This is a genomic window from Micromonospora sp. CPCC 205539 (genome assembly GCF_036906815.1).
GTDB lineage: Bacteria > Actinomycetota > Actinomycetes > Mycobacteriales > Micromonosporaceae > Micromonospora.
In genome coordinates this window covers 80350-105603 of sequence record NZ_JBAKHW010000020.1, presented here as the reverse complement: position 1 = coordinate 105603, position 25254 = coordinate 80350, and the positions used below count along the sequence as shown (strand labels likewise).

The window sequence follows — 25254 nt, the reverse complement described above, 5'->3', positions numbered from 1 at the left end:
GCCACAGGCCACACAAATAATTCAATCGTTGAACAAATAGTGGCCACACCACCCTCGGAGGTCCCTCATGGCACCCCGTCCCACCCCCGCCGACAAGTTCTCCTTCGGGCTCTGGACCGTGGGCTGGCAGGCCCGCGACCCGTTCGGTGACGCGACCCGCCCCGAGCTGGACCCGGTCGAGGCGGTGCACCGGCTCGCCGAGCTGGGCGCGTACGGGATCACCTTCCACGACGACGACCTGGTTCCGTTCGGCGTCGACGCCGCCACCCGCGACCAGCACATCGCCCGGTTCCGTAAGGCCCTCGACGAGACCGGCCTGGTGGTGCCGATGGTCACCACCAACCTCTTCACCCACCCGATCTTCAAGGACGGCGGCTTCACCAGCAACGACCGCGACGTCCGCCGCTACGCGCTGCGCAAGGTGCTGCGTCAGGTCGACCTGGCCGCCGAGCTGGGCGCGAGCACCTTCGTCATGTGGGGTGGCCGCGAGGGCTCCGAATACGACCTCGCCAAGGACGTCCGCGCCGCGCTGGACCGCTACCGCGAGGCTGTCGACCTGCTCACCCAGTACTCGATCGACAAGGGCTACAACCTGCGGTTCGCGCTGGAGCCCAAGCCCAACGAGCCGCGCGGCGACATCCTGCTGCCGACCATCGGGCACGCGCTCGGCTTCATCTCCCAGCTCGCCCACCCGGAGCTGGTCGGCCTCAACCCGGAGGTCGGCCACGAGCAGATGGCGGGGCTCAACTACGCCCACGGCATCGCCCAGGCGCTCTGGCAGGGCAAGCTGTTCCACCTGGACCTCAACGGCCAGCGCGGCATCAAGTACGACCAGGACCTGGTCTTCGGTCACGGTGACCTGATGAACGCGTTCGCCCTGGTGGACCTCCTGGAGAACGGCGGCCCCAACGGCGGGCCGGCCTACGACGGGCCGCGGCACTTCGACTACAAGCCCTCCCGCACCGAGGACATGGCCGGCGTGTGGGCCTCGGCGGCGGCCAACATGAGCACCTACCTGCTGCTCAAGGAGCGGGCCGCGGCGTTCCGTGCCGACCCCGAGGTGGTCGAGGCGCTGGCCGCCAGCAAGGTCGGTGAGCTGGGCGCTCCGACGCTGAACGCGGGCGAGGGGTACGACGACCTGCTCGCCGACCGGTCCGCCTTCGAGGAGTTCGACGTCGACGCGGTGGCCGCCCGGGGCTTCGGCTTCGTCCGGCTCAACCAGCTCGCCGTCGAGCACCTGCTCGGCGCCCGCTGAGGCCCGCCATGCCGCTGGTCGCAGGCGTTGACTCGTCCACCCAGTCCTGCAAGGTGGTGATCCGCGACGCGGAGTCCGGTGCCCTGCTCCGGCAGGGCCGGGCACCGCATCCGGACGGCACCGAGGTCGACCCGGAAGCCTGGTGGCAGGCGCTGCGGGCGGCCGTCGACCAGGCCGGTGGGCTGGCCGACGTGGCGGCGGTCTCCGTCGCCGGCCAGCAGCACGGCATGGTCTGCCTCGACGAGGGCGGCCGGGTGGTCCGCCCGGCGCTGCTCTGGAATGACACCCGCTCCGCCGACGCCGCCGTCGACCTCATCGAGGAGGCCGGCGGCGGCGCGGTCGGACGCCGGTTCTGGGCCGAGGCCGCCGGCAGCGTGCCGGTGGCCAGCTTCACCATCACCAAGCTGCGCTGGCTGGCCCGGCACGAGCCGGAGCTGGCGGCGCGGGTGGCCGCCGTCTGCCTGCCGCACGACTGGCTGACCTGGCGGCTGGCCGGGGCGGCGGGTCTGGCCGCGCTGCGCACCGACCGGGGCGACGCCAGCGGCACCGGCTACTGGTCCCCGGCCACCGGTGACTACCGGCTGGATCTGTTGGAGCGGGCCTTCGGCCGCCGGCTGGTGGTGCCCGAGGTCCTCGGTCCGGCCGAGTCGGCCGGCATGCTGAGCGCCGAGGCGTTGGGCGGTCCCGGCGGCGCGCTGCTGGGTGCGGGCACCGGGGACAACGCGGCCGCCGCGCTCGGGGTCGGCGCCGGTCCGGGCGACGTGGTCGTCTCGATCGGCACCTCCGGCACGGTGTTCAGCGTCGCCGACGTGGCGGCGGCCGACGAGAGTGGCGCGGTCGCCGGCTTCGCCGATGCGGCCGGCCGGTTCCTGCCGCTGGTCTGCACCCTCAACGCCGCACGGGTGCTGGACGCCGCCGCCGCCCTGCTCGGGGTCGGCCTGGACGAGCTGGCCGAGCTGGCGCTCTCCGCGCCGGCGGGGGCGGACGGGTTGGTCATGGTGCCCTACCTCGAGGGGGAGCGGACGCCGAACCGGCCGCTGGCCACCGGCGCGGTACACGGGCTGACCCTGCGTACCTCGACCCCCGCGCACCTGGCCCGGGCCGCCGTGGAGGGAATGCTCTGCGCGCTCGCCGACGGCCTGGACGCGCTGACCGCGCAGGGTGCCACCGTCCGCCGGGTCATCCTGGTCGGCGGCGGAGCCCGGTCGGCCGCGGTCCGCCGGATCGCTCCGCAGGTCTTCGGCTGCCCGGTGGTCGTCCCACCGGTCGGAGAGTACGTCGCCGACGGGGCCGCACGGCAGGCCGCCTGGGTCGCCCTCGGCGGGGACGCGGCGCCGGAGTGGACGCTCCAGGGCACCGAGGAGTACGCGGCCGAGCCCGTCCCCGCCGTCCGAGAGCGGTACGCCACGGCGCGTGACCTGGTCGTCGACCGCAAGTGACCGGAGCTGCCATCCATCGTCACTCATCGAATCGTGATCTGTCCGTTATGGACACCGTGGGCGACGCCCGACCCGCGCGCGATCGGTCGGGGCGTCCGGGTGAGCAGGGCCGCGCCCGGGCGGATGAGGCGCTGGCCGAGACGGTGCGACTGCGGGTCACCGTCCGCTAGGAAGCGGACGGTGACCGGGGCTCCAACATCGACATCCGCCAGTTAGCGTTCGGGCTCCGCTTCTCCCGAGGAGGATGTGTGGCACCTGTATCGCGTACCAGAAGGACGGTCGCCCTGGTCGGCTCGGCGGCGCTGGTCGGCTCGCTGCTCACGGTCGGGTTCACCGCCGGCCCGGCCCAGGCCAAGTGCGTCGAGTCTCCCCAGCAGCAGCAGATCAGCATCGGTGGCCGGGTGGTCGGCATCGAGGAGGCCCAGTCGTCCGAGACCTGCGAGGGCAACGGCGTCTACTACGGGCGGATCCGGGACACCTACAGCGACGGCTCGTGCGTCGCGGTGCTCTACTACGACCCCTCGCTGATCGGCACGTTCGCCACCAGCTGTGACTCGGCCGGCTACCGGTACACCTACCGGGACACCCACGGCAGCCGCTACTCCTCCTACTTCCGCGGCAAGCTCACCGCCACCGGCGCGTTGAGCGGTGAGTACCTGAACGTCGGCTACTGACGGGCCGGCCCGCCGCCGTGACCACGTCGGTCGCGGCGGCGGGCGCCGAGCGAGTTGCGGATAGCGAGGTGCCGATGACGCGCAGACCCCTGCTGCTCCTGGCCGCCGTGGTGCTGGCCCTCGCCGGCTGCGGCGACGAGCCGACCCGGCAGCCCGACTCCGCCGAGGTGGCTCGGCAGATGACGCTCACCCTGGAGCGCGGCGACGACGACTACGGCGAGGCGCTGGCCTACTGGGGTCGGGTCAATGACGCCCTCGTCCGGTGCATGGCCGATGGCGGCCAGACCTACCAGCCGTACGTCGACCAGTGGGCGGTGGACCGCCGGATCGCGCTCGGCGTGAGCCGCGAAGAGTTCGTCGAGCGGTACGGCTACGGTCTCACCACTCTGATCGACTACCTGCCGCCCGGCGTTCGCCGGGTCGATCCCAATCTGGCGACGCTGCGGCGGATGACGCCGGAGCAACGCGAGACCCACCAGTCCCGGCTGACGTCCTGCCGGCGGGAGGCCCGGCAGGAGTTCGGCCCCGCGCCGCACGTCGACACCAGCGCGATGACCGCCGAGGAGGGCCACCGGAGGGACGAGATCCTCGCCGCGGTGGACAAGGATCCCCGGCTCGTGCGGGCCTCAGCCGACCGCGCCCGGTGCATCGAGGCGAAGGGGTTCGCCAGCGCGGACAGCCGGTCGTTGGCGCTCTCCGGTGCCGCCGAGCGCTACCGTGACGGCTTCCAACGGGCCGCCCTCGCCGCGGAGGAGGCCGGACGGGACAGCTCCGCGCTTCGGCTGACGGACGTCTTCGGCGTGGCGGACCTCGCCGAGCTGAAGCAGTTGCAGCAGCGCGAGATCGCCGAGGCTCGGCAGGTCGAACCGTGCCAATGGACCTACGACGACACCTACCAGGTGGTCTACCGGGAACATCTGGACCGGGTACGTGAGGGTCGGAACTGATCGGCGACGCCCACCCGCGTGACGCCCCCGTCACCGGAGTCTGGTTGGCTGCCGGACATGACCGTGACCAGTGGCGAGCCCCGGCGGACCCGGGGTGGCGGCCGAACGCACCGGCTGTACAGCGTCGTGGTGTTCGTGCTGCTCGCCTCACTGGACAACGTGGCGATCGGGCTCGTGCCACCGCTGTACGGGCCGATCTCCGACGCGTTCGCCGTGTCGGGGCGGCTGCTCGGCCTGGTCACCGCCGTCAGCTTCCTGGTCAGCGCGGTGGCCGCCGTCGGCTGGGCGTACGTCGGCGACCGGACCAACCGTAAGCCGCTGCTCATGGTGGGCACGCTCCTCTGGGCGGCGGGCACCGGCGGCAGCGCACTCGCCGGCAGCTACCTGACCTTCGTGGTGGCGCAGATGGTCGCGGCGGTCGGTCTCGGCGCGGTCGGCTCGGTGGGCTTCTCGGTGGTCACCGATCTGATCTCGCCGGGCCGGCGAGGGTTGGTGATGAGCTTCTGGGGGCTCTCCCAGGGGGTCGGCACGCTGGCCGGCACGCTGGTCGGTGGGCTGCTCGGAGCGTCCGACTGGCGACGGCCGTTCCTGGTGCTGACCGGCGTCGGCCTGCTCGCCACCGTGGCCTACCTGTTCACCTACGACATCCGGCGTGGCCAGAGCGAACCGGAGCTGGCCGACGCGCTGGACGCCGGCGGCGAGTACGACTACCGGATCAGCCGGGCGGATCTGCCGCGAATCCTGGGGAGACGGACCAATCGCTGGCTGATCCTGCAGGGCCTGACCGCGCAGGCGGCTTTCGGCTCGCTGGTCTGGCTGCCGTTCCTCTTCGCCGAACGGGCCGAGGCCCAGGGCTACTCGGAGTCGACCGCGGTGGTGGTGGGCAGCGTCTTCGCCACCCTGTTCCAGCTCGGCGGGGTGCTCTCCATCGTGGGAGGGCTGATCGGCGATGCGGTGCAGCGGCGTACCCCACGGGGCCGGGCGTTGGTCGCCGCGGTCGGCATCCTGGCCGCGCTGCCGTTCTACCTGGTGTTGTTCTTCGTCCCGGTGACCATCGACGTGCCGGACGGCGGCGGTGCCGGCGCGGTGGCCGGCGCGGTGCTGGCCAGCGTGTTCACCGAGCCGTCGGTGGGGCTGAGCCTGCTCACCGCGGTGGTGGCGCTCGCGCTGACCTCGGCCAACTCCCCGAACTGGTTCGCGCTGATCGCCGACGTCAACCCGCCGGAGCACCGGGGCACCGTGTACAGCCTGGGCAACCTGGTCAACGGGGTCGGCCGGGCGGCCGGGAACGGGCTGGTCGCGGCGGCCTTCCAGGGCCTGCGCGCGGCGTTCCCGCCGCCGTTGAACTTCGCCGTCGGCCTGGCCGCGTTCCAGCTCTTCTTCATCCCCACCGGCGTCATGTACTGGCTCGCCTCGCGGACCTCACCGGCGGACATCGACAACGTGAACGACCTCCTGCACAAGCGCGCCAACCGCCTCTGACCGCGCTCACCCGCGGCTCGCGCCCGCCGACGCGGCAAGATCCGCGCAACATCCTGGAGAGAGTGGTCTCACAGCAGCGTGAGGGGACTACATCCCTGATGTTGCGCGGATCTTGTGCCCGGCGGGCGGTGCGGGTGAGGTCAGGCGTGCAGCCAGACCGTCACGTCGGTGGGGACCGCGCCGTCGTCGGTCAGCGGCGCACTGGCGGCGAGCACCTCGGCGCCGGCCGGAACCGGTACCGGGGCGTCGCCGAAGTTGGTCAGCACGGTCAGCTCGCCGTTGCGGAAGGTCAACACCTCGTCGCCCGAGGACAGCCACTCCAGCGTGCCGCGGCCCAACCCGTGGGCGCGGCGCAGCCGCAGCGCCGTGCGGTACAGCTCGTACGTCGAGCCGGGCACGTCGCGCTGCCGGTCGAGCGCGTACTCCGCCCACAGCGAGGGCTGCGGCAGCCAACTGGCGTCGGTCGGCCCGAAGCCGTACGACGGGGCGTCAGCTTCCCACGGGATCGGCACCCGGCAGCCGTCCCGGCCACGCTGGGTGTGCCCGCTACGCGCCCAGGTCGGGTCCTGCCGGGCCTCGTCGGGCAGCGTGGTGTGCTCGGGAAGCCCCAGCTCCTCACCCTGGTACAGGTAGGCCGAGCCGGGCAGGGCGAGCATCAGCAGGGTCGCCGCCCGGGCCCGGCGCAGGCCGAGGGCGGCGTCCGGCTGCGGGTCGCCGATCCCGATGCCGTTGGGCCGGACGGTGCCGATCGGCAGGCCGAGCCGGGAGGCGTGGCGCACCACGTCGTGGTTGGACAGCACCCAGGTCGTCGGCGCGCCGACCGCGTCGGTCGCCTCCAACGAGCGGGTGATCACCGCGTACTGGGCCGGTGCCGTCCAGGCGGCGAGCAGGTACTCGAAGTTGAACGCCTGGTGCATCTCGTCCGGGCGGACGTAGCGGGCCAGCCGCTCGGCGGGCTCCACCCACGCCTCGGCGACCAGCACCCGCTCGCCGGGGTAGCCGTCCAGGATCTGCCGCCACTGCCGGTAGATCTCGTGCACGCCCTCCTGGTCCCACATCGGCGGGCGCGGCTTGTCGACCTCGTTGCCGGAGAGGATCTCCTGTGGCTCCTGCCAGTCGGCCAGATCCGCCTGCTTCACCAGGCCGTGTGCCACGTCGACCCGGAAGCCGTCCACCCCACGGTCCAACCAGAACCGCAGCACGTCCAGGAACTCGGCGTGCACCTCCGGGTTGTCCCAGTTGAGGTCCGGCTGGGCCGTGTCGAACAGGTGCAGGTACCACTGGCCGGGCCGCCCGTCCGGGTCGACCGTCCGGGTCCAGGCCGGGCCGCCGAAGACGCTCTGCCAGTCGTTCGGTGGCTGCTCGCCGGCCGGGCCCTTGCCGTCCCGGAAGATGTACCGGGCCCGCTCCGGGCTGCCGGGCGCGGCGGTGAGCGCGGCCTGGAACCAACGGTGCGCCGAGGACGTGTGGTTCGGCACCAGGTCGACGATCACCCGCAGGCCGCGGGAGTGCGCCTCGCCGATCAGCTTGTCCGCGTCGGCCAGGGTGCCGAACAGCGGCTCGACGTCCCGGTAGTCGGCCACGTCGTAACCGGCGTCGGCCTGCGGGGACGGGTAGAACGGCGACAGCCACACCGCGTCCACACCGAGCTCCGCCAGGTGGTCGAGGCGGGCCGTGATGCCCGGCAGGTCGCCGATGCCGTCGGAGCCCGAGTCGGCGAACGAGCGGGGGTAGATCTGGTAGATGGTGGCTTCGGTCCACCAGCCGGTGATCGGCTGACCGGAGGTGGTCTGCTGCGTCGAATCGGTGTTCAGGGTCGTCTCCCGTGTCGAGCCGTGGGGTCGGGTGGTTCCGTTCAGTGTGCCCGGGGTGGTGCGGTCGAGTCCCGGACGACCAGCCGAGTGGGCAGGATCACCGGCGTGTCGGGACCGGGGGGCCGTTGACCGACGATCGGCCCCAGGCCCCGGGCCCCGAGCGGGTCGAGCAGCATCCGGGCGGCCAGCCGGCCCTGCTCGGCGGCGGGCTGGGCGATGGTGCTGAGCCCGAGCACACCGGCCAGGTCATGATCGTCGATGCCGATCACGCTGACATCCTGGGGTACGCGCAGCCCGGCGTCGCGCAACGCCGTCATCGCGCCCATCGCCATCTCGTCGCAGGCCGCGAGGATCGCGGTCGGCGGCTCACCCCGGGCCAGCAACTCCGCGGCGGCCCGGTTGCCGCCGTCGATGGTGAACGAGGACTCGATGTCCAGGCTCGGATCGGGACGCAGGCCCGCGGCCCGAAGCGCCGCCTGGTAGCCCCGGCGCCGGTCCAGGTGGGTGGTGAAGGCCAGCTCGTCGTCGGGGTCGCCGGAGATGTGCGCGATCCGGCAGTGGCCGAGGTCGATCAAATGCTCGGTGGCGGTACGGGCGGCGGCCACGTCGTCGATGCGTACGCAGGGCCAGTTGGGCACTCTGGTGCCGGAGCTGATCGTCACGCCGGGCAGCTCCAGGGTGGCCAGCGCGTCCAGGTCGGCCGGCCGCAGCGGCGTGGCGACCAGCATGATGGCGTCCGCACGTTTGTGCAGGTTGGCGGTGCGCAGCACCCGCTGGCGAACCTGCTCCCGGCCACCCAGGTTGTAGAGCAGCAGGTCGTAACCGGACTGGTGGAGGAACTCCTCGACCGCTTCCACGACCGTGCTGAAGAACCAACGGGTGATCCGCGGGACCACCACCGCGACCGTGCCGGTCCGGCCGCCAGCGAGGCGGGACGCACTCGGCGAGACCTCGTAGTCGAGCTGCTCGGCGGCGGCGAGTACCCGGCGTCGGGTGGCGGCCGAGACGGTCGGCAGCCCGCGTAGGGCCCGCGAGACGGTGGCCGTGGAGACTCCGGCCAACCGGGCGACATCATCAATCCTCGTCACGGTTCCCCCGCTCGGTGCCCGGCGTGCGCCGCCGCCCGAAAGGCCGGGCGGCAGCGCACGCGGGTCAGCCCTTGACGCTGCCGGCGAGCAGGCCTCGCACGAAGAAGCGCTGGAGAGAAAGGAACACGATGAGCGGTACGACGATCGAGACGAACGCGCCCGCGGTGAGCCGCTGCCACTCGTTGCCCCGGGTGCCGGCCATCTCGGCCAGCCGGACGGTGAGCGGGGCGGTCTCGTCCCCGCCGCCGGCGAAGATCAGCGCGACCAGCAGGTCGTTCCAGACCCAGAGGAACTGGAAGATGCCGATCGCGGCCAACGCCGGGGTGATCAGCGGCAGCACGATGGTGCGGAAGATCTTCGGGTGGGTGGCCCCGTCGACGCGGGCCGCCTCCATGAGATCCCCGGGCAGTTGCGAGATGAAGTTGTGCAGCAGGTAGACGGCGAACGGGAGCGCGAAGCAGGTGTGCGCGAACCACACCTGGGCGAACTTCTGTTCGTCGACCAGGTCCCAGGCCGGCATCAGGGTGACGCCACCGAGGGAGACGCCGGTGGAGAAGAACTTCAGCAGCGGCACCAGGGCCATCTGCAACGGCACGATCTGCAACGCGAAGATCGCGATGTAGAGCCAGTCCCGGCCGCGGAAGTTGATCCAGGCCAGCGCGTACGCCGCCAGGGACGCGAAGGCGAGCGGGAAGAGCACCGACGGGATGGTGATCGCCACTGAGTTGACGAAGAAGCTGGCGAGCTGCCCGTTCGACGACGACCGCCCGAACAGGACCTGCTGGTAGTTCTCCAGGGTGAACTGCGGGTCGGTGAAAGCCGTCCACCAACCGGTGGTCTTGATCTCGTTCTCCGGCCGGAGCGACGAGATGAACAGGCCGAAGGTCGGGATGGTCCAGACCACCGCGATGACGATCGAGACGAGCGTCGCGACGCGGCTGTTCAACCGCTTGCGGACTCGTCCGGCGGTGCTGGACGGGGTGCCGGCGGTCTGCTGGGTTCCGGCGGCGACGGTGGGCGTTGCGGTCGTCATCTCAGCCCTCCCGCTGTTGACGGAGGTTGCGGATCTGGTAGATCACGATGGGGATGACCAGGATGAAGAGGAAGACCGCCAGCGCGGAGCCCTGGCCGCTCTCGCCGTACCGGAAGGCCTGGTTGTACATCTCGTTGGCGATCACGCTGGTGTCGTAGTTGCCGTTGGTCGCGGTCCGGACGATGTCGAAGACCTTGAGCGTGCCGATCGAGAGGGTCACGACCACCACGATCAGCGCCGGTCGAATGGTCGGCATGGTGATCCGCCAGAACATCTGCCACGGGCTGACCCCGTCGAGCCGGGCGGCCTCCACGATGTCGCCGGGGATGGCCTTGATCGCGGCGGAGAGCACCACCATGGCGAAACCGGCCTGGATCCAGATCAGGATGACGATCAGGAGCAGCGTGTTCATGGGTGCTTCCAGCAGCCACTGCCGGGGCTCACCGCCGAGGCTGACCACGATCTGGTTGAGCAGACCGATCTGGTCGCCTTCGCCACGGTAGGCGTAGACGAACTTCCAGATGATGCTGGCGCCGACGAAGGAGATGGCCATCGGCAGGAAGATCAGTGACTTGGCCACCGCCTCGAAACGGACCTTGTCCACCAGTACGGCGTAGATCAGACCGAACGCGGCCGCCACCAGCGGGACCAGGAGCACCCAGATCAGGCTGTTGATCAGGACCCGGATGATCGAGTCGTCGGAGAACATCCAGCTGTAGTTGCGAAGCCCCACCCAGTTGGTGCTGCTCCGGTCCATCAGGGAGAGCAGCAGAGTGCGGATGGCCGGCACGACCAGGCCGATGATGAGCAGCAGCAGCGTCGGCAGCAGGAAGAAGAGGGCGAAGAGGCCCTCGCCCCGCTTGGGCCGCCGGGGGAGCGGGGCTCCACTGGCGGAGGCGGCGACGAGCTGCGCCTCGCGTCGCCGGGCGAACCAGGCCGGTACGACGTCGAGCAGCAGGAGCAGACCGCCCACCACCACCACGAAGGCGATCAGCCCGTACAACAGCATGAGGAGCTTCGGCTGCTCATCAGCGAAGTCGAACTCCATCAACCCTCCCTTTCCGGGTCCGAGCGGCAGGTGGCCCGGCCCGCGAACGCGGACCGGGCCACCGCCGGGATCACTTAGGCCAGCTGCTCTCGATGCCCTGGAGCACCGGAGCGGTTGCCTTGCCGTTCAACCACTCGACCATGCCCTTCCAGAACGTTCCCGCGCCGACGCCGGCCGGCATCAGGTCGGAACCGTCGAAGCGGAAGACGCCGCTCTTGTCCTGGAGGATCTGGACGGAGAGCTTGTCGATCGGGCTGGCGACGTTGGCGATGTCCAGCTTGTTGTTCGCCGTGACCCAGTTGCCCAGCTTGGCGCGGCTGTTGACGTACTCCGCCGAGGCGAGGTAGGTCTGCACCGCCTGCACCTCCGGGCGGTCGGTGTAGGCGACGACGAACTCGCCCGCGCCCAGCACCGGCTTGCCCTTGGCCGGGTCGATGGCCGGGAAGTAGAAGGCGAACGCGTCGCCGTCCTCGGCCACCTTGGTGCCCGCCGGGAACTGGTTGGCGTAGAACGAGGCCTGCCGGTGCATCGCGCACTTGCCGGTGGTGACCGGCACGCCCGCCTCCTGGAAGGAGGTGGTGGTGATGCTCTTGACGCCGCCGAACCCGCCGTTGACGTACTTGTCGTTCTTGAGGATGGTGCCGGCGCGGTCGACCGCCTCGGCGACCCGCGGGTCGTTGAACGGGATGGCGTGGGTGGTCCACTGGTCGTAGACCTCGGCGCCCTGCGTACGCAGCATCAGGTCTTCGATCCAGTCGGTCGCCGGCCAGCCGGTGGCGTCACCGGACTCGACGCCCGCGCACCACGGCTTCATGCCGCTGGCCGCGATCTTGTCGCTCAGGGCGATGAGCTGGTCCCAGGTGGTCGGGACCTCCCAGCCCTTGTCCTTGAACGTCTTCGGCGAGTACCAGACGAAGGACTTGACGTTCGCGCCGAGCGGCACGCCGTAGAGCGTCCCGTTCACGGTGCCGTACTTCAGCCAGTCGGCCGGCATGTTCTGCTCGGCCAGGGCCTTGGTGTCGGCACCGAGGGACTTCAGTTTGCCGGCGTCCGCGAAGCGCTTGACCAGGCCTGGCTGGGGCACGAAGGCGATGTCGGGCGCGTTGCCGCCGTCGACCCGGACGGGCAGCTGCGCCTCGAACTCGCCGCTGCCCTCGTAGTCGATCTCAATGCCGGTGCAGTCCTCGAACGACTTCCAAGAGTCCCTGAGCAGGTCGGCCTCGGCGTCACGGATGGACGCGTAGATGGAGACCTTCTTGCCGTCGTGGCCCTCGTACTTGTCGTATGCGGCGCACTCCGCGGAGCCCGCGTTGCTGCTCTTCTTGTCGTCGCCGGTACCGCAAGCGGTGGCGCTGAGCGCCAGCCCGAGTACACCGGCGATCACGAAGGCCTGGCGTGGTCTGGTAAAGACCGCCATGCCGTCCTCCTTCCTAGCCGGCGCGGTCGTGCTGTTGACCCGTCGCCGGTCCGATTGGGCGTGCACACATGTAAGCGCTTGCATCCGGTCCGGTCCACCCCCTGGCAGACACGAGCGAGTAACAATCCAGAAACCTCCGGGCCGCCTCGTGGGCGCGCTCCCGGGAACGATCGCTGACTCTTTCGAAGATTGACGATATCTGTCAGGCTATGGGCTCCACATCGAAGGTTTTCGACATAGGAGGAACTGCATGCGTAAGCGGTGGATCAGCCTGTTGGTGACCGGTCTGCTCGTCGGGGGAGTCCTCGCGCCGGCGAGCCCGGCGCTGGCTGCGCCGACCTTCAAGGTGCCGTTCCCGTGCGGCCAGGCCTGGTCGGGCCAGACCCGGTCGGACCACAGTCCGGCGTACGCCGTCGACTTCAACCGCACCGACGACAACGGCGACCCGGTCGTCGCCAGCGCTCCGGGCACCGTCGACCGGGTTACCGACCTCGGCGGGACCAGCTACGGCAAGTACGTCCGGATCAACCATGGCGGTGGCTACAGCACCTACTACGCCCACCTCAGTGGCTTCAACGTCTCCGTCGGGCAGAACGTCGCCTACGGCAAGGTCCTCGGATGGGTCGGCAGCACCGGCGGGTCGACCGGCCCACACCTGCACTACGAGCAGCGCCTCAACGGCAGTGACATCCAGGTCCGCTTCAACGGCACGCTGGGCTACTACTGGGGCACCAAGAGCTACACCAGTGACAACGGGTGCTCCTCGGGCTCCGGCAACGCCACGGTCGACACCAGTGGTACGCCGCTGACCGTCCGCTCCGGCCCGGGCACCGGGTACTCCTCGGTGGGCACCGTCGCCGACGGCACCCGGGTGACCATTGCCTGCCAGACCAGCGGCACCACGGTCACCGGCACCTACGGCACCAGCTCGATCTGGGACCGGATCGGCAGCGGTCGCTACATCGCCGACGCGTACGTCTACACCGGTTACGACGGCTACATCCCCGGCGTCCCCCGCTGCTGACGCGAAGCGGACCGGTCTCCGGCGGGCACCTGCCTGCCGGAGACTCCGGTCCGGAGACCGGGGAGCCCGTCAGGAGTTCAGCTGCCAAATGGACAGGTTCAGTGCGGCAGCGAAGGTGACCCACGCCCAGTAGGGCAGCAGCAGCGCCGCCGCGGCCCGGGATACCCGGGCGAACAGCACGACGGTCAGCCCGATCGCCAGCCACATCACCACGATCTCGGCGAAGGCCAGCCCGTACCGCCCGGCACCGAAGAACAGCGGCGTCCAGATCGCGTTGAGCACCAGCTGGGCGGTCCACGCCCAGAGCGTCGGCCCGAAGCCCACCCGGCGCCAGACCAGCCAGCCGGCCACCGCGATCAGCGCGTACAGCACCGTCCACACCGGGCCGAACAGCCACGACGGCGGTGCCCAACCGGGCTGCCGCAGGCTCGCGTACTCCTCGGTGGTGCCCTGCACCCCGAGCACTCCGATCGCGGCCGCGACGAAGACCGCCGCCGCGAAACCGGCCAGCGCCCAGCGGGACCGTCGCCCGGAAATCGGCGATCCGTCCTGCGACTTCTCCATGGTCGAGATACTTTCCGCCCGATCGAGCAGTCAAACCAGCGGACAGCACAGCGCCGGGGCCGCTGCGGTCGGTGCTCCTGTCGGGAGGACGGAGCTCCGGTCGCGGCGACCCCGGCGGGTCCCGGTGTTATGCGATACGAACGTCAATTGAAGATGCTGACACCACCCGGGCCGACCAACAGCCCGACAACGATGAGGACGACGCCCCAGAGGATCTGCCGGCGGAACAGCGCGAGGATGCCGGCGACGACGAGTACGACTGCGAGAATCCAGAGAATCAGCTCCATGACCTTTGAATACCCGACCCACCGATCGGGGAAACCTGGTCGGTGTCGAGTTGATCGCCAACGTGAAAGACGCTGTACGCCTGCTTGATCACGGGGTGCGCGACGTTGCGGACCCGTACCCCGCCGGGGGTGGTGCCGCGCTCGGTGCCGGCGTGCGCGTGCCCGTGCAGGGCCAGCGCGGTCGGTGCCGAGTCGATCGCCTGCCCCAACTGGTAGGAGCCGAGGAACGGGTAGATCTCCAGCGGCTCACCGGCCAGCGTGTCCGGCACCGGCGAGTAGTGGGTGAGCGCGACCAGCATGTCGCAGTCGAGCGAGCGCAGCGCCGCACCGAGGCGGTCCGCGCTGTCGTTGGTGGTCCGGACGAACGCCTTCATCTCCGGTTCGCCGAAGTCGCTCGCGCACCGCCCGGCGAAGCCACCGCCAAAGCCCTTCGCGCCAGCGATGCCGAGCCGGCCACCCGCGCAGTCCAGCACCACGCCGTTCCCCTCCAGCACGGTGATCCCGGCGTCTTCCAGCACCTTGACCACCTGTGGCACCTGGTCGCACTGGTGGTCGTGGTTGCCGAGCACGGTCACGACCGGTACGCCCAGCCCGCCGAACTCCTGCGCCACGCAGCGCGCCTCGGCCTCGGTGCCGTGCCGGGTCAGGTCCCCGGCCAGCAGTAGTACGTCGGCGCAGTCCGGTAGCTCCTCCAGCGCGGGGCGGAAGCGGCCGACCACGTCCTCGTCCAGATGTACGTCGCCCACGGCGGCGATCCGGATCACCATGGAACCTCCCTCAGGGCAGTTGCTCGATCTCCGTGGGCGCCTGGGCGCGGATCACCCCGATGTCGCTGGTGATCGGCACGTCCGGGAAGCGCTCGGCCACCCGGCGCAGGATCTCCTCGCGCCGGTGCGGGCTCTCCACCTCGCCGTAGAGCACGAGGGCGCGTTCCCGCCAGACGACGGTGATCCCCTGTTCGGCGACGGCGGGATCCTCGGCGAGGAGCCGGTGGATCTCCGCCTCGACGTACTCGTCCGGGGGCCCGGCGCCGCTGCCGCGTTGCTGAGTCACGGTGTCCCCTTTCCTTCCGGGGTGCCGGCCTCCGGCACCACCTCCAGCCGGTCCAGCAGCACCAGGAACGCCTCGGCGTACGGCGAGTGCTGCGTCTCCTTGCGTACCCGTTCCCAGTCGATCTGCTCCCGCAGCGACCGGGCCAGCGGCAGGCCGCGGGCGAAGTCGCAGTAGTGCTGGGAGAAGCTGAGCAGCTTGTGCACCATGAGCTGGGTGGCGGACAGCACCGGCATGTGGATCGCGTCCACCGGCCGGACCACCGTGTCGGCGAACGTCTCCTCGGTCACCGGGGTCTCGATCGGCCGGTGGATCAGATCCACCATCCGCCCGTCGTCGAAGACCTTGACCAGCCAGTCCTCGGGTGGACGGTGCGCGTCGAAGCCGGCGGCCACCAGGGCTTCCAGGGACCGCTCGACGTCGGCCTCCCGGATCAGGAAGTCGACGTCGTGATCACTGGAGTGGCCACCGTGGGCGTAGACGGCGAAGCTGCCGCCGAGCGCGAACGGGATCTCGGACTGCTTGAGCACGGCGGCGACCTTCTTGAGGGTGTGCACCAGACTCTCGTCTCCGCGCTCAGCCATCTGGATCTCCCGTCGGTCAGGTAGGTGGACAGGCGGTTGGATTCGAACTCCCGTACCCGGCATTCCGGTCGTCCACACCTGGCCAGGTCGCGGGCGGGTGCGAACAGGGATCAAACGCCACAAACCTCGCGGAGTAGAAGCGCGGGTCGGATATCCTGTCGAGGGTGGCCAGATCATCGGGGATGCGACGCGGCAGAGCCCGACTGCGCACCGTTGCCCTGATCGGCATCGACGGCTCGGGCAAGACCACCCAGGCGCACCGGCTGGCCGACGCGCTGAACGCCGCCGGCAGCCCGGCCACGTACCGCCGCAATGCCAGCGGGCGCCGCTGGCTCGGTCGACTCGCCCAACGGCTCGGCCGCCCGGACGCCCAGCGACTCGTCGGGCGCGACGGCGTCCTGGCGGTGGAGTCCGTGCTGCGCTGGCTCGCTATCGCCGCCGCCCTGCTCAGCTGCCTGGTCACCGGCCGTACGGCGGTCATGGACCGCTACTCGGCCTGCCAGTACGCCAGCATCCGGGCGCATGGCGGGCACCGTTGGGAGCGGCTGGCCCGAGCCGGCTACCGGGTCTTTCCGACGCCGCAGGTGACCTTCCTGCTGGCCGTCGACCCGGCGGAGGCGTACCGGCGGATCGAGCAGCGGGGCACCGACCACGAGACGATGGGCTGGCTGACCGCGGCCGACACCGCCTATCGGGCCCTGCCTGAATACCCGACCTTCGTGCTGGTGGATGCCGGCCGCCCGGCCGAGGAGGTGACCGAGCAGATCCAGGCGCACCTGGCGACCTGGTCGCCGGTGGCTCAGGCCCGTCCGTAGACCGGGACGGTGGCGCCACTGGTCGGCGCGGACTCCGCCGACGCGAGGAAGTGGATCACCGAGGCGATCTCGGCCGGGGCCACCCAGCGGGAGTGGTCCGCGTCGGGCTGGGCGGCTCGGTTCGCCGGAGTGTCGATGACGCTGGGCAGCACGGTGTTGCAGCGTACGTTGCGGGACCGGTACTCGACGGCCACGGCGTTGGCGAAGGCCAGCACCGCGGCCTTGGCCGTGACGTACCCGGCTGCGCCGGGGAACGGGGCGACCGCCGCGCGGGCCGAGACGCAGACCACCCCGCCGCCGCCGGCCGCCACCAGGTGCGGCAGTGCGGCCTGGGTGACCAGATAGGTCGGGCGCAGGTTCGTGGTGAGCATCCGCTCGAACTCGTCGACCGGCGTCTCGTGCACCAGCCCGCCGCTGGCGTACCCGCCGACCAGGTTCACCACGGCCCGCAAGGGCGCCGACGGATCACCGGCGGCGGTCTCGACCGCCCGGGCCGCCCCGGCCGGATCGGCCAGGTCCGCGGTCAGCCGGACCAGACCGTCCGGCGCCGGCTCCGACCCGGGTCGGGCCCCTCGCTCCGGTACGACCACCCGCCAGCCAGCCGCCAGGAACGTCGAGGTGACCGCTCCGCCCAGACCGCCGGTGCCCCCGGTGACCAGCACACTGCGCTCCGCCATGGGGCACACGCTAGCGCCACGCTGCGCCGTCTGGTTGCTCGGAGCGTCGCCGGCCCTGCCTGGCGCGCCGGTCGGGGACGCCGTACGGTCGACTCGGACCCGCGGTTCCGGACGGCCGACGCCTGCCGGCAGGCCGACCCGACCCGGAGGGGGAGGTGACGGGCCTCCGACGGTGGCACGCTGGGTCGGGACGGGATCGCCCGATCGGCGGTATTTTCACCAACACGTGGAGTCATGGTTGACGCTCACGCCTCATGAAAGTAAGTTTCATCCGTGGCGAAGAGTCCGAAGATTTCTGCGAGTCAGGAGCCCGGTGGGCTGATCGTCCACATCAGCGGGCTTCTGCCGTCGCTGTCGCCCGCCGAGCAGCGGGTCGCCCGGTTGGTCGTCGCCGACCCGGCGGACGCAGCCCGCAAGACGATCACCGACCTCGCCACCGCAGCCGAGACATCCGAGGCGACCGTGATCCGGTTCTGCCGGTCGGTCGGGATGGACGGCTACCCGCAGCTGCGCATCCGGCTCGCCGCCGAGGCAGCCCGCCGGATCGAGCCACCGGATGCCCGGGTGGTCGGCGGTGACATCCCGCCCGGTGCCGACCTCGCCCAGATTATCGCCACCATCGCCTTCAACGACGCCCGCGCGGTCGAGGAGACCGCCGAGCAGCTCGACCCGGCCGTCTGTGAGCAGGTCGTCGAGGCGATCGCGAACGCGGGCCGGATCGACATCTACGGCGCCGGGGCGAGCGGGTTCGTCGCCTCCGACTTCCAACAGAAGCTGCACCGCATCGGCCGGATCGCGTTCTACTTCCCGGACGTGCACACCGCACTGACCTCGGCTGCCCTGCTCGGCCGGGGCGACGTGGCCGTCGGCATCTCGCACACCGGCACCACCTCCGACGTGATCGAGGTGCTGGAGCAGGCCCGGGCGCGGGGCGCGGCCACGGTGGCGCTCACCAATTTCCCGCGTTCGCCGATCACCGACGTGGCCGACTTCGTGCTGACCACCGCGGCTCGCGAGACCACCTACCGCTCCGGCGCGACGGCCAGCCGCCTGGCCCAGCTCACCGTGGTCGACTGCCTCTTCGTCGGGGTGGCCGCGCGCAACCGGACACGGGCGCGCAAGGCCCTCGAGGTGACCGCCGAGGCGGTCCAGTCGCACCGGGTGGGTGCCAACCGGAGGCGGGGATGACGGCCGGTTCGGTGGAGCCGGACGCGGACATGTCAGCACCGTTGGAACGCCCGATCGTCCGGGTGGGTGCCCCCACCGAGCAGCGCAACCCGCTGAGCGCCGACCTCGACCTGATGTCGACCCGGGACGTGCTCACCGTCATCAACGAGGCCGACCGCCGGGTGCCGGCAGCGGTCGCCGCGGTGCTCGACGAGATCGCCGCCACGGTCGACCTGGCGGTCGCGGCGCTGCGCGGCGGGCATCGGGTGCACTACTTCGGCGCCGGCACCTCGGGTCGACTGGGCGTGCTCGACGCGGCCGAGTTGGCGCCCACCTTCAACTCGCCCCGGCATTGGTTCTGCTCCCACCTCGCCGGTGGACCGGACGCCATGTGGCGGGCCGTGGAGGACGCCGAGGACGACGATCGGGGCGGTGCGGCCGATGCGGCCGGCTGCGTGCACGCCGGTGACCTCGTGGTCGGTCTGGCCGCCAGTGGACGTACCCCGTACGTCCTCGGGGCGCTCGCCGCGTCCCGCGCGAAGGGCGCCTCGACGGTGCTGCTCTGCGCCAATCCGGAGGCCGAGGCGGCCCGGTCGGTCGACGTGTTCATCGGGGTGGACACCGGACCCGAGGTGGTCACCGGGTCGACCCGGATGAAGGCGGGCACGGCGCAGAAGTTGGTGCTGAACACGTTCTCGACCGCCGTCATGGTGCGCCTGGGTCGGGTCTACTCGAACCTCATGATCGATATGGTCGCCACCAACGCCAAGCTTCGGGGACGAATGATCTCGATCCTGGTCGAGGCCACCGGCTGCTCGGAGGAAATCTCCCGGCGAGCCCTCAACGAAGCTGGCGGCGATCTCAAGACCGCGCTGGTCTCGCTGGTCTCCGGCGCCGAGGTCGCGGCCGCGCGGGCTGCGCTGGCCCGCTCCGCCGACCAGGTCCGGGGCGCTCTCGCACTGCTCGCCTCCTAGCCCGCGGCCCCTCCGCCTCGGCGTCGGGAAGCGAACGCGCCCCCGGATTGTTCACTGAGGCGGGGGGTAATCACACCCCGTGGATGAACCGACCGGTCCGCCCGCGCGTATCTGGCAGTGACCAGGATCGCAGCGCGGTGGTGACCCGGGTCGCTGTGCCCCCGCGGCGGGCGGTGTTGCCATAGTTGCGGGCGTTCGGCGATTCGTCGACCCGCCAACCCGTACGTGGTGCCCAGCGGCGAGCCACCCGGCGGGGGTGCTGACAGCAAACATGGACCGTGCTCTCAGCTACTACTCAGGCATTCGTGACACTTTCGACTCACGACATGGAATCCCCGACACGTCTCATCTGTTGTGTAGGTGTCAGCACCGGTGGGCACAGCAGAAGTTACCGGGGGGCTGACGGACGTGGGGATGGCAAGGAACCGGGCAACCGGCGCGAGCGAGGGGACCGTGGGCAACGTGGACAAGAACATCGGCATGCGCACCGATCAGGTGGCCGAGGAGCGCGACCTGGTCGGCGTCTACCTGCACGAGATCTCCCGGACGCCACTGCTGGACGCCGCCCGGGAGGTCGAGCTCTCCAAGTCGATCGAGGCCGGCCTCTACGCCGAGCACCTGCTCGGTGAGGATGCAGTCCCCGGCGGTGTCGACCGGGCCGACCTGGAGTGGCTGGTCGTCGAGGGGGATCGCGCCAAGGACCTCTTCATCCGCGCCAACCTCCGACTGGTCGTGTCGATCGCCCGCCGTTACGTGCGGTCGGGCATGCCCATGCTGGACCTGATCCAGGAGGGCAACACCGGCCTGGTCCGGGCGGTCGAGAAGTTCGACTACGAGCGTGGTTACAAGTTCTCCACCTACGCCACCTGGTGGATCCGGCAGGCGATCAGCCGGGCGATCGCCCAGCAGGAGCGCACCGTCCGTCTGCCGGTGCACCTGGTGGAGGACGTCAACCGGATGCGCAACGTGGCCCGGCAATTGACTCGTGAGCTGGGCGCCGACCCGGAGCCGGAGCAGATCGCGGCATCCCTTGGCGTCACCGTCGAGCGGGTCAACGAGCTGCGTCGCTGGTCGCAGGACACTGTGTCGCTGGACACGCCGGTCGGCGACGACGGCGACACCAGCCTCGGCGACCTGGTCGCCGACAGCGACGCGCCGTCGCCGGAGGACATCGTCCTCAGCGGCCTGGAGCGGCAGCGGATCGAAGGGCTGCTCAACCACCTCGACGACCGGTCCGCCGGCATCATGCGGGCCCGGTACGGGCTGGAGGACGGCCGGGAGCACTCGCTCACCGAGGTCGCGTCCCGGTTCTCGCTGTCCCGTGAGCGGATCCGGCAGCTGGAGATCCAGGCCCTCGGCCGGCTCCGTGAGCTGGCGCGGGCCGAGGGGTTGCAGGCAGCCTGAGCTGGTAACAATGACGGCGAACGGCCGGCGTCCGATAGGGGGACGCCGGCCGTTGCGCATATCCGGGCGCGGCTAGCGGACCCGGCCGTACCCCTGAATGGGCATCATGTTCATGCCGCGCTTGAGCACGTTGCGGCCGGCGCTCGGGGCGTCGATCACCTGGTTGCCGCCGACATAGAGCCCGACGTGCCCGAGGCCGCGGTAGAAGACCAGGTCACCCGGGCGTAGCTCACTCCTGCCGATGTGGGCGACCACACCCCACTGCATCCGGGTGTTGTGTGGCAGCGACTTGCCGGCCGCCCGCCAGGCCGCCGAGGTCAGCCCGGAGCAGTCGTAGCCGTCCGGCCCGTCGGCCGCCCACCGGTACGGCTTGCCCAGCGCACCGTAGGCGTAGCGCACCGCCGCACCGGCGTCACCGGCCACCGCGGGTGCCTTCTCGGTGGGTGCCGCCTTGGGCGCGGCCCGTTCGGTGGCCGCCCCGTACGCCTGTCGGCGCAGCTCGTACAGCTCGGCCAGGTCGCTCTCGATCCGCCTCTTGCCCGCTGCGAGCTCGCGGGCCTGTGCGGCCTGCCGGGCCAGCGTGGCGTCGAGGCGTGCCTTCTCGTCGAGCAGACGCCGCTGATTGGCGGTGAAACCGGAGATGCTCTCCTGTCGCTGCCGGGTCAGCTGGTCGAGCGTGCCGAGCCGGTCCAGCAGTGCGGCCGAGCCGCCGGCACGCAGCAGCGCGTCCGCGGTCTGCAGGCCACCGCTCTTGTACGCGGTCGTCGCCAACGCGGCGACGTCGGCACGGCTCTGCTCGGTCTGCTGTTCGAGTGGGCCGATGCGGGCCTGTAATCGGGCCACCGCGGTCTTGTTTGTCTTGATCTCCTCGCTGAGTTTGTTGTACGACTCGACGATCCCCTCCAACTCGGCCGAGGACGTCTCGATCCGGCGGGTCAGGTCGGCGGGGGACGGCTCGGCGTGGGCCGCCGCCGTCGGGGCGATCAGCGCGGCCGACATGCCGACCAACGCCACGGTGCGCAGCAGGGTTCTCAGGGATGACAAGAGCGGAATGCCCCTCTCCCACGGCCGCCACGGGCTGCTGACGCCCCGGCGACACCGGCCGGGACCATCCGGGTGGATGGCACTGGGCCGGACCGGCCCGCCCAACCTAACCCGGGACGGTTGTCACCCGCAGTTGAAGCAGGGGCGAATGTTGGCGAAGTGGCGAGAAGGGCCGGTGACGCCGCCGTGGCTTGAGGCGCGACGTGAGCCCGGCGATGGGCAGGCCGTGCCCGAAATGATCCTTATACGGCTTTCGTCGTTCCGGGCGCATGCCGCCGGTTACCTACGCGCGATAACCGATAAAGCGGGAAATGGATGCTGTTTCCCGGCGATGTCCCTCGGACGGGTGGGCGGACGCTGCGCGGTAAATGCCCCGAAGTGCTGGCGGTGCCGCAACACAATGAAGGCCGCAGCCGGGATTCCCGTCGACAGGCAGCGGTGTCTGTCGACGGTGGGCCAGCCCGGCGGATCGCACCGCGGGAGGAACCGTGGATCGTGAAGGCGCACCAACACGACCGCCGCGTACGGTGCCCGGCGCCAGGTCGACTCTGCTGTACGCGCGACCCGGCATCGTCGTCACCGTCGACCGGCTCACCGTCTGTAGCACCAGTTACCGGGTCGCCGACCTGACCCACCTGCGCACCACCCGGGGGCCGCACGATCGGGTCGCCGTCCGCGCCGTCGCGGTCACCGTCGCCATGATCGGCGGGGTCGGGCTGCTGCTCGGCTTCACCGGCGGCCTGCAACGCTTGACCGCCGAGGCGTACCTCATCCTCGGGGCGGTGTTCCTGCTGCCGGCGGCTCTGGCCCTGATCGGCGACCGTTGGCGGCCACCACCGTACGAGTTGTGGGGCTGGCACCGGGGCGCGGAGATGCTGCTCTTCAGCACCGACGACGAACGGCAGTTCGGCCAGGTCACCCGAGCGCTGCTGCGGGCCCGGGAAGTGAACCGGTACGGGGCCTGGGTGGACCCGCTCGCCTCGGCCCAGCCGTGGCGCCCCCGGCGCTGATCCGGCCCGGCCCCGAACCACCGCTCAGCTGGCGACCGGCTCCGGCGCCCGCTCCGCGGGGCGGGCCAGCCACCCGGTGACCCGGCGCTCGGCGTAGAACGAGACGAACGGCACGGTGCCGGCCAGCATCACCGCGAGCATCCGCTTCAGCGGCCAGTCGGCGCGGCGGCTCAGGTCGAACGCGGCCACCAGATAGATCATGTAGAGGAAGCCGTGGGCCGGGCCCACCGTCTCCACCACGACCGGGTTGTCGAACGCGTACTTCAGCGGCATCCCGATCACGACCAGCACGATCAGCACCACGCCCACGATCCAGGCGATCACGCGGTACCGGGTAAGGGCAGCGCCCACCGTCGTCCGTCCTTCCAAAGCCCGGCTTAGCCGGGATAGTCACCGGGCCGGGCGCCCGGATTGGCGTTCAACCATGACAGGTAGCGGTTGTAGGCGACCAGGTCCGCGTCCTCGGCGACCACGCCGGCGGCCGGCACCCGGGAGACCCGCACCGGTCGGCGTACCGCCGGTCGGGAGCCGGTGGTCACGGCCGGCGTCGGCCCGGCGGCGGCATCGCCCGACGGCTCGCCGGTCTCCGCCGGGGGTCGGCGGGCCAGCCGCACCTCACGCCACCAGACGTAGACCACGAAGCCGGCGAAGATCGGCCACTCGACCGCGTACCCCCAGCTCAGGCTGTTGCCGGCGGTGGCCCGGCTGATCTGCCACCAGCCCAGCCCGAGGAAACCCACGACCAGCACGACCATGGCCACGTGACGCGCGATCCACGCCGGGGTCCAGAGCCGCTTCATGGCATCGAGGGTACCGGGGAGCCTGCCGCTCTCCGACACCGTGTCGTAGTTGTCGCGTGGCCGGGAGGGTTTGGCACCACCGGGTGTGGGCATCCGTCTAGACGCCAGCCCAAACGAGACCAGGGGGGCGACGATGACCGGATCGGTACGCGAGGACGGGTTCCCGTCCAGCGGCGGCACGGAGATGAGCCCGGAGCAGCGGGTGCCCGAGTGGAGCGGCGATGATCAGCTCGCCGATCCGGCGGGCGCCGGTACGGACCTCGACGGCGACATGCTCGGCGTCGACCCGACCGAGCTGAGCGACGAAGATCTGATCCGCGAGGTGCACAGCCTGCACCGCACCCGGCTGGACACCCTCCGACACGCGGCGGACTCCGCGCTCGCCAACCACCTGCGGCGCACGGCCGAACTCGAGACCGAGTACCTGGCCCGCCACCCGGGTCGGGAGGTCGACCCGAGCCGCCTGCGGGGCGCGTGATGCCCGCGCGTGCCGTACGCGGCATGTCCGCGCCGCCCGAGGTCGTCTTCAACACCGCCACCGACCCCAACCGGGCGTCGGCCTGGCTGCCGGAGCCGCTGCGTGCCGACGGCAGCCCCGCCGCCGAGATCAGCGATGCCGAGTTGTGGGCCCGTTGGGGTGACGTCGACGCCGCCGAATGGTCCGCCGAGATCCGCGTGGAGCCGGCCGACGCCGGTGGCGCCCGGGTCCAGCTCGACCTCGCCGACCCCTCCGGCGGGCCGGAGCCGGATGCGCTGGCCGACGAGGCGCTGGCCAACCTGGTACGCGAGGTCGCCGACAACCTTCAGGCCGGCTGAGTACGCGGCCGGCCCGCACCCCCACCCCGACATTCGAGGAGACCGGGTTGACCGACTCTGGCCTGCGACAGAAGGTGGCGCGGCTGCGCCGGGCGTACGCGCCACACGAGCATCGGCCGCTCGACGGCTATCTGGTGGCGATGGGCACCTGGGCCGGCGTGGCCGGGGTGCTCGCCGGCCTGGTCAAGGCCACCAACCGGCCGGTGCCCGAGCGCCCCTCCCCGGCCGACGTGGTGCTGCTCTCCATCGCCACCCACAAGCTCAGCCGACTGCTGTCCAAGGACGCGGTGACCAGCCCACTCCGGGCGCCGTTCACCAGCTACGACCGGCCGATCGGCAGCGGCGAGGTGATGGAGCAGGTCCGTGACTCGGGCAGCTCCACCCGGCACGCCATCGGTGAGCTGCTGAGCTGCCCGTTCTGCCTGGCGGTCTGGGTGGCCACCGGGCTGACCGGGGGTCTGGTGCTCGCACCCCGGCTGACCCGGCTGGTGGCCACCGCGCTGACCGCGGTCGCCGCGTCCGACTTCCTGCAGATGGCGTACGCGACGGCGCAGCAGGCCGCCGAGGGCGGGCACGACGACTGATCCGAGGACGAGAACAGCGGGGGCCGGCGGTTGCCGACCCCCGCTGCCGTACGCGTCAGCGCTCCTCGCCGGACCAGCCGTGCGGTGACTCCGGTTCCCGCTCGTGCTCGTCGGCGCCGGTGATGATGTCCCGGTCCACGGCGGTGCGGTCGTGTTCGTTGGCGAAGTCCGGCTCGGGCGTGGTGTCCCTGCCCTTGGGCGGTTGGGCCAGCGCCGGCACCTTCTCGTGGTGCTCCTCGTGGTGCGTCATGTCGGTG

At 71.0% G+C, this 25254-nt stretch carries 29 protein-coding genes; 14 read left to right on the top strand and 15 right to left on the bottom strand.

The genetic code is table 11. From position 1 onward, the window contains the following. Positions 1-67 precede the first annotated feature (67 nt). The 5 genes from xylA (at position 68) to V6V47_RS19300 (ending at position 5797) form a co-directional block, all read left to right on the top strand. Entirely contained in the window at positions 68-1255 is a 1188-nt protein-coding gene (gene xylA / locus V6V47_RS19320; RefSeq protein ID WP_334629669.1) for a xylose isomerase, read from the top strand. Between the two features lie 8 nt (positions 1256-1263). Beyond that, entirely contained in the window at positions 1264-2694 is a 1431-nt protein-coding gene (xylB, locus tag V6V47_RS19315; RefSeq protein ID WP_334629668.1) for a xylulokinase, read from the top strand. A gap of 248 nt (positions 2695-2942) precedes the next feature. Continuing rightward, positions 2943-3368, top strand: coding sequence for a hypothetical protein (locus V6V47_RS19310; RefSeq protein ID WP_334629667.1), 426 nt, complete (start codon positions 2943-2945; stop codon positions 3366-3368). Between the two features lie 74 nt (positions 3369-3442). Next, entirely contained in the window at positions 3443-4315 is an 873-nt protein-coding gene (locus V6V47_RS19305) for a hypothetical protein (protein WP_334629666.1), read from the top strand. Positions 4316-4372: 57 nt separating this feature from the next. Continuing rightward, positions 4373-5797: an MFS transporter gene (locus tag V6V47_RS19300; RefSeq protein ID WP_334629665.1), complete on the top strand. Its 1425-nt coding sequence runs from the start codon at positions 4373-4375 to the stop codon at positions 5795-5797. Between the two features lie 140 nt (positions 5798-5937). Here the strand turns inward: V6V47_RS19300 and V6V47_RS19295 are convergent, their stop codons facing one another. The 5 genes from V6V47_RS19295 to V6V47_RS19275 all read right to left on the bottom strand — a co-directional run bounded on the left by V6V47_RS19295 (position 5938) and on the right by V6V47_RS19275 (position 12197). Beyond that, a complete protein-coding gene (locus V6V47_RS19295) occupies positions 5938-7611 on the bottom strand; it encodes a glycoside hydrolase family 13 protein (RefSeq protein ID WP_334629708.1) in 1674 nt (557 codons plus the stop codon). A 41-nt stretch (positions 7612-7652) separates the two neighbouring features. Further along, the gene (locus tag V6V47_RS19290; RefSeq protein ID WP_334629664.1) at positions 7653-8699 is read right to left on the bottom strand and encodes a LacI family DNA-binding transcriptional regulator; all 1047 of its coding nucleotides are present in this window, start codon (positions 8697-8699) and stop codon (positions 7653-7655) included. A gap of 64 nt (positions 8700-8763) precedes the next feature. Continuing rightward, a complete protein-coding gene (locus V6V47_RS19285; RefSeq protein WP_334629663.1) occupies positions 8764-9732 on the bottom strand; it encodes a carbohydrate ABC transporter permease in 969 nt (322 codons plus the stop codon). Between the two features lies 1 nt (position 9733). Further along, on the bottom strand, positions 9734-10780 hold the full coding sequence (locus tag V6V47_RS19280) for a carbohydrate ABC transporter permease (RefSeq protein ID WP_334629662.1): 1047 nt from the start codon (positions 10778-10780) through the stop codon (positions 9734-9736). Between the two features lie 70 nt (positions 10781-10850). Then, positions 10851-12197 (bottom strand): ABC transporter substrate-binding protein, encoded by a 1347-nt coding sequence (locus V6V47_RS19275; RefSeq protein WP_334629661.1) that lies wholly within the window; start codon positions 12195-12197, stop codon positions 10851-10853. A gap of 250 nt (positions 12198-12447) precedes the next feature. On the opposite strand from V6V47_RS19275, the gene V6V47_RS19270 reads away from it, so the two are divergent. Next, on the top strand, positions 12448-13221 hold the full coding sequence (locus tag V6V47_RS19270) for a peptidoglycan DD-metalloendopeptidase family protein (protein ID WP_334629660.1): 774 nt from the start codon (positions 12448-12450) through the stop codon (positions 13219-13221). A gap of 69 nt (positions 13222-13290) precedes the next feature. On the opposite strand, the gene V6V47_RS19265 is transcribed toward V6V47_RS19270, so the two are convergent. From V6V47_RS19265 to V6V47_RS19245, 5 genes are all read right to left on the bottom strand, one after another. Then, the gene (locus V6V47_RS19265) at positions 13291-13785 is read right to left on the bottom strand and encodes a TspO/MBR family protein (protein ID WP_334629659.1); all 495 of its coding nucleotides are present in this window, start codon (positions 13783-13785) and stop codon (positions 13291-13293) included. A gap of 143 nt (positions 13786-13928) precedes the next feature. Next, the gene (locus V6V47_RS19260) at positions 13929-14072 is read right to left on the bottom strand and encodes a GPGG-motif small membrane protein (RefSeq protein WP_165947907.1); all 144 of its coding nucleotides are present in this window, start codon (positions 14070-14072) and stop codon (positions 13929-13931) included. Beyond that, a complete protein-coding gene (locus V6V47_RS19255) occupies positions 14063-14839 on the bottom strand; it encodes a metallophosphoesterase family protein (protein WP_334629658.1) in 777 nt (258 codons plus the stop codon). The genes V6V47_RS19260 and V6V47_RS19255 overlap by 10 nt, the downstream gene beginning before the upstream one ends. A gap of 10 nt (positions 14840-14849) precedes the next feature. Next, positions 14850-15125: a hypothetical protein gene (locus V6V47_RS19250; protein ID WP_334629657.1), complete on the bottom strand. Its 276-nt coding sequence runs from the start codon at positions 15123-15125 to the stop codon at positions 14850-14852. After that, positions 15122-15769, bottom strand: a complete 648-nt coding sequence (locus tag V6V47_RS19245; protein ID WP_334629656.1) for a nucleotidyltransferase — start codon at positions 15767-15769, stop codon at positions 15122-15124. The genes V6V47_RS19250 and V6V47_RS19245 overlap by 4 nt, the downstream gene beginning before the upstream one ends. A gap of 119 nt (positions 15770-15888) precedes the next feature. On the opposite strand from V6V47_RS19245, the gene V6V47_RS19240 reads away from it, so the two are divergent. Further along, positions 15889-16521: a thymidylate kinase gene (locus V6V47_RS19240; protein ID WP_334629655.1), complete on the top strand. Its 633-nt coding sequence runs from the start codon at positions 15889-15891 to the stop codon at positions 16519-16521. On the opposite strand, the gene V6V47_RS19235 is transcribed toward V6V47_RS19240, so the two are convergent. After that, the gene (locus V6V47_RS19235; RefSeq protein WP_334629654.1) at positions 16506-17198 is read right to left on the bottom strand and encodes an SDR family NAD(P)-dependent oxidoreductase; all 693 of its coding nucleotides are present in this window, start codon (positions 17196-17198) and stop codon (positions 16506-16508) included. The two genes, V6V47_RS19240 and V6V47_RS19235, sit on opposite strands and share 16 nt — an antisense overlap. Positions 17199-17471: 273 nt before the next feature. Between V6V47_RS19235 and V6V47_RS19230 the strand changes: the two genes are divergently transcribed. The 3 genes from V6V47_RS19230 (at position 17472) to V6V47_RS19220 (ending at position 20743) form a co-directional block, all read left to right on the top strand. After that, on the top strand, positions 17472-18386 hold the full coding sequence (locus tag V6V47_RS19230) for a MurR/RpiR family transcriptional regulator (RefSeq protein ID WP_334629653.1): 915 nt from the start codon (positions 17472-17474) through the stop codon (positions 18384-18386). Next, a complete protein-coding gene (gene murQ, locus V6V47_RS19225) occupies positions 18383-19339 on the top strand; it encodes an N-acetylmuramic acid 6-phosphate etherase (RefSeq protein WP_334629652.1) in 957 nt (318 codons plus the stop codon). The genes V6V47_RS19230 and murQ overlap by 4 nt, the downstream gene beginning before the upstream one ends. Before the next feature lie 414 nt (positions 19340-19753). After that, on the top strand, positions 19754-20743 hold the full coding sequence (locus tag V6V47_RS19220; RefSeq protein WP_334629651.1) for a sigma-70 family RNA polymerase sigma factor: 990 nt from the start codon (positions 19754-19756) through the stop codon (positions 20741-20743). Positions 20744-20815: 72 nt separating this feature from the next. Here the strand turns inward: V6V47_RS19220 and V6V47_RS19215 are convergent, their stop codons facing one another. Then, positions 20816-21787: a C40 family peptidase gene (locus V6V47_RS19215; RefSeq protein ID WP_334629650.1), complete on the bottom strand. Its 972-nt coding sequence runs from the start codon at positions 21785-21787 to the stop codon at positions 20816-20818. A gap of 488 nt (positions 21788-22275) precedes the next feature. Here V6V47_RS19215 and V6V47_RS19210 point away from each other — a divergent pair, with 488 nt between their 5' ends. Continuing rightward, entirely contained in the window at positions 22276-22797 is a 522-nt protein-coding gene (locus tag V6V47_RS19210) for a DUF6232 family protein (protein ID WP_334629649.1), read from the top strand. Positions 22798-22821: 24 nt separating this feature from the next. Here the strand turns inward: V6V47_RS19210 and V6V47_RS19205 are convergent, their stop codons facing one another. Beyond that, on the bottom strand, positions 22822-23148 hold the full coding sequence (locus tag V6V47_RS19205) for a DUF3817 domain-containing protein (RefSeq protein ID WP_334629648.1): 327 nt from the start codon (positions 23146-23148) through the stop codon (positions 22822-22824). Between the two features lie 26 nt (positions 23149-23174). Continuing rightward, the gene (locus tag V6V47_RS19200; protein WP_334629647.1) at positions 23175-23597 is read right to left on the bottom strand and encodes a hypothetical protein; all 423 of its coding nucleotides are present in this window, start codon (positions 23595-23597) and stop codon (positions 23175-23177) included. 133 nt (positions 23598-23730) lie between these two features. Here V6V47_RS19200 and V6V47_RS19195 point away from each other — a divergent pair, with 133 nt between their 5' ends. From V6V47_RS19195 to V6V47_RS19185, 3 genes are read left to right on the top strand one after another with little or no spacing between them, the layout of a single operon-like run. After that, entirely contained in the window at positions 23731-24075 is a 345-nt protein-coding gene (locus V6V47_RS19195; RefSeq protein ID WP_334629646.1) for a DUF6158 family protein, read from the top strand. Beyond that, positions 24075-24413 (top strand): hypothetical protein, encoded by a 339-nt coding sequence (locus tag V6V47_RS19190; protein WP_334629645.1) that lies wholly within the window; start codon positions 24075-24077, stop codon positions 24411-24413. The genes V6V47_RS19195 and V6V47_RS19190 overlap by 1 nt, the downstream gene beginning before the upstream one ends. 47 nt (positions 24414-24460) lie before the next feature. Then, a complete protein-coding gene (locus V6V47_RS19185) occupies positions 24461-24997 on the top strand; it encodes a DUF1360 domain-containing protein (protein ID WP_334629644.1) in 537 nt (178 codons plus the stop codon). A 55-nt stretch (positions 24998-25052) separates the two neighbouring features. Here the strand turns inward: V6V47_RS19185 and V6V47_RS19180 are convergent, their stop codons facing one another. Next, positions 25053-25247, bottom strand: coding sequence for a hypothetical protein (locus tag V6V47_RS19180; RefSeq protein ID WP_334629643.1), 195 nt, complete (start codon positions 25245-25247; stop codon positions 25053-25055). Positions 25248-25254: the final 7 nt, after the last annotated feature.